Genomic DNA, 3,705 nt, shown 5'->3' on the forward strand with positions numbered 1-3,705 from the left:
TGAATTCGTTAGCTTTAAGCTCACGGCCTTCCAAACGTTTAGTGAAGTTGAATTCTACTGAAATTGGAACACTGTTAACACGTTTTTCAGTTGGTACGTTTGGTTTTTCAACTTTCTTAGTTGTTGGGTTGTAGTAGTTAACAACTTGGGCTGCTGTATTTTCGATATCCACACCGCCAGCGACGTCTGCTTTCACCGTTGCAGGAATATCAAATTTATAGTAGCGACCAAACTCGAACTTAGTAGTGTCGATAACTTGAGTGTTTTCAGCATCGCCAAGTGACTTAGTGAAGCCATCTTTAAGGTTAGCTGTAACAACACCATTTTCAACCTTAATGTCGAACTTAGATGTTACATCCGCACCTGATACTGAATCGTAAGCCTTGATTGCTGATGCATCGACATCCAACTTAGTTTCATCGTAGTCATCAGTGATACCAACAGTTTGGATATGATCCTTGTTGTTAGCGTCAAATTGAGTTGTATCAAGCCATACTTGGTAGTAAAGTTTTTGACCAGGTTTAACTGACTTAGTATTCAAGTTTTCCAATTCGTTGTTTGATGCATCATCAGCGTAAGGGTTGGTATTTGTATCTGCAACCTTATTAGCCAATTCTTTATCATCATCAACAAGTTTAGTACCTGTTACGTCGAATTTCGCTTCAGAAACAACATATTTTTCTGGTTGGAACTTAGGTTTTTCTGGTGGACGAACAGCATTGTTGAATTCTTTATCAGCAATTTCACCAACAGTTGCTACAAGAGCTTTAGCAGTACCATCATGAGAAACAGTGATTGTTACATTCGCTTTCATTGTATCGTATGTAACAGTTGCATCAGTTCCTTTGACTTCTTCTACTGTGTACTTGTGAACGCCTTCTTGGCCTTTCTTGAATTCAAGTTTAGAGAATTTAACGTTACCAGCTGCATCATTCTTAACAGTTTCAACAACTTTACCTGCTGCATCCTTCAACTCGAATGTGAATTCGTTAGCTTTAAGCTCACGACCTTCCAAACGTTTAGTGAAGTTGAATCCGACTTCAACTGGAACACTGTTAACACGTTTTTCAGTTGGTACCTTAGGTGTTTCAACCTTCTTAGTTGTTGGGTTGTAGTAGTGAACAACTTGTCCAGCTGTATTTTCAATATCTACACCACCAGGAACAGTGTCTTTAACAGTGGTTGGGATATCAAATTTATAGTAACGACCAAAGGCAAACTTAGTTGTGTCGATAATTTGAGTGTTTGCAGCATCACCAAGTGACTTAGTGAAGCCATCTTTAAGGTTAGCTGTGATTACACCGTTTTCAACTGTGATGTCGAATTTAGCGGTAACATCTTCACCTGTTACTGAATCGTAAGCTTTAATCTTAGTAGCGTCAAGTTCCAACTTAGTTTCGTCGTAGTCATCAGAGATACCAACTGTTTGGATGTAATCCTTGTTGTTGGCGTCGAATTTAGTTGTATCGAGCCATACTTGGTAAACAAGTTTATCACCACGTTTAACAGACTTAGTATTCATGTTTTCCAATTCGTTGTTTGATGCATCATCAGCGTAAGGATTAGCATTTGTATCTGCAACCTTGTTAGCCAATTCTTTATCATCATCAACGAGCTTAGTACCTGTGATATCGAATTTTGCTTCAGAAACAACATATTTTTCTGGTTGGAACTTAGGTGTTTCTGGTGGGCGAACTTTGTTGTTGAACTCTTTATCGTTAGCGCTTGAAGCGAATCCGCCTGTTGAAGCGTGGTTAACGACAGTTGTGAGAACTTTGCCTTCCTTAGTAACTTCTACTGTTACAGTTGCTTTCATAGCATCATAAGTGATTGAAGTATCTTTACCAGCTACTTCTTCAACTGTGTAAGTGAATGTCTTACCAAGATCAGCTTTGTTGAACAAGAGTTTTTCAAACTTGATGTGACCATCTTTATCGTTGGTTACTGTTTGAAGAACCTTGTTGTCTTTGTCTTTCAATACGAAGCTAAACTCACCTGCAGTCAACTCACGGCCTTCAAGTCGTTTAGTGAAGTTGAACTCGAGTGGAACTGGAACGTTGTTTTCACGTGTTTGAGTTGGTTTTTCAGGAGTTGTAACTTTCTTATTGAATGGGTTGTATTGGTGAATTGTTTGGTTAGCTGTATTTTCAATATCTACACCGTCGTTAGCATCAATGTCTTTAACAACAGCTGGGATATCAAATTTATAGTAACGACCAAACTCGAATTTAGTTGTATCGATGACTGGAGTAGCATCTGTTGCACTAATAGCTTTAGTCAAGCTTGCTTTAGATGTACCGTAGAGAACACCATTTTCAACTTTAATATCGAACTTGTCTGTAACATCCTTACCAGTGATACCATCGTAAACCTTGATTTCAGAAGCGTCGATATCGAGCTTAGCTTCTTCGTAGTTGTCTGTGATACCAACTGTTTGAAGGTTGCTTTCTGCAGTGAAGTCACGAGTATCAAGCCATACTTGATAGTAGATCTTTTGACCACGTTTGAGGGTCTTACCATTCAAGTTTTGGATTTCAACTTTATCAGCTGAATCGTCGTCATCAGCAAGTTTGTTACCAATGATGTCGAAGCTTGGTTCTGAAACAACGTATTTCTCTGGTTTGAAGTTAGGAGTTACGTTGTTATCGAAGACACGATCGTCACCACCATAAGCATCTCCACCTACTGTAGCGTAAGAGATAACTGTTGACAATTGATCTCCTACTGAAGGTTGGATAACTTGAACAGTAACATTGACTTTCATGTTATCGTAAGTAACAGTTGTATCAGTTCCTTTAACTTCTTCTACTGTGTAGTTGAATGTCTTACCAAGATCTGCTTTAGCATAGTTGATAGTAGAGAACTTAACTTTACCTTCGGCATCATTCTTAACTGTTTCAAGAACATTACCTTTTTCATCTTTCAATTCGAAAGTAAATTCTTTATCTTGCAACTTACGTCCGTTAAGTGTCTTACCGAAGATCAACTCGATAGCAGTTGGAACGTTGTTAACACGTTTTTCAGTTGGTTTGTTTGGTTTTTCAACAGTCTTAGTAGTTGGGTTGTAGTAGTTTACAACTTGAGCTGCTGTATTTTCAATTTCAGCACCATCGTAAGCACCGTCAGTAACCTTAGCTGGGATGACAAACTTGTAGTAACGTCCAAATTCGAACTTAGTAGTATCGATAATTTGAGTGTTTTCTGCATCGCCAAGTGACTTAGTGAAGCCAGCTTTAAGGTTAGCAGTAATCACGCCGTTAGCGATAGAGATGTCGAACTTGTCAGTAACATCAGCACCAGTCTTACCATCGTAAGCCTTGATATCTGATTGCTTAACTTCCAATTTAGCTTCATCATAATCATCAGTGATACCAACAGTTTGGATGTTATCCTTATTGTTTGCATCAAATTGATTTGTATCAAGCCATACTTGGTAGTTAATAGTGTCGCCACGTTTAACAGCTTTAGTATTGATGTTTTCTGCTTCGTTGTTATCAGCTTTATCCGCATATGGGTTCGCATTTGTATCTGCGTACTTGTCAGCCAACTCTTTATCGTCATCAAGAAGTTTAGTACCAGTGATATCGAACTTACCGTTACCATCGCTAAGAACGTATTTCTCTGGTTGGAACTTAGGTTCGTCTGGAGGAGTTACACGGTTGTTAAATTCTTTATCCGCAATGTCGCCTACAGTCGCGATAAGAA

General features: G+C 38.7%; 1 protein-coding gene. It reads right to left on the minus strand.

The features are described from left to right. The coding region (locus tag AX662_RS07855) for an SspB-related isopeptide-forming adhesin (protein ID WP_331709206.1) at positions 1-3,705 on the minus strand (3,705 nt) is incomplete at both ends.

This window comes from Streptococcus sp. CCH5-D3 (genome assembly GCF_001556435.1).
GTDB lineage: Bacteria > Bacillota > Bacilli > Lactobacillales > Streptococcaceae > Streptococcus.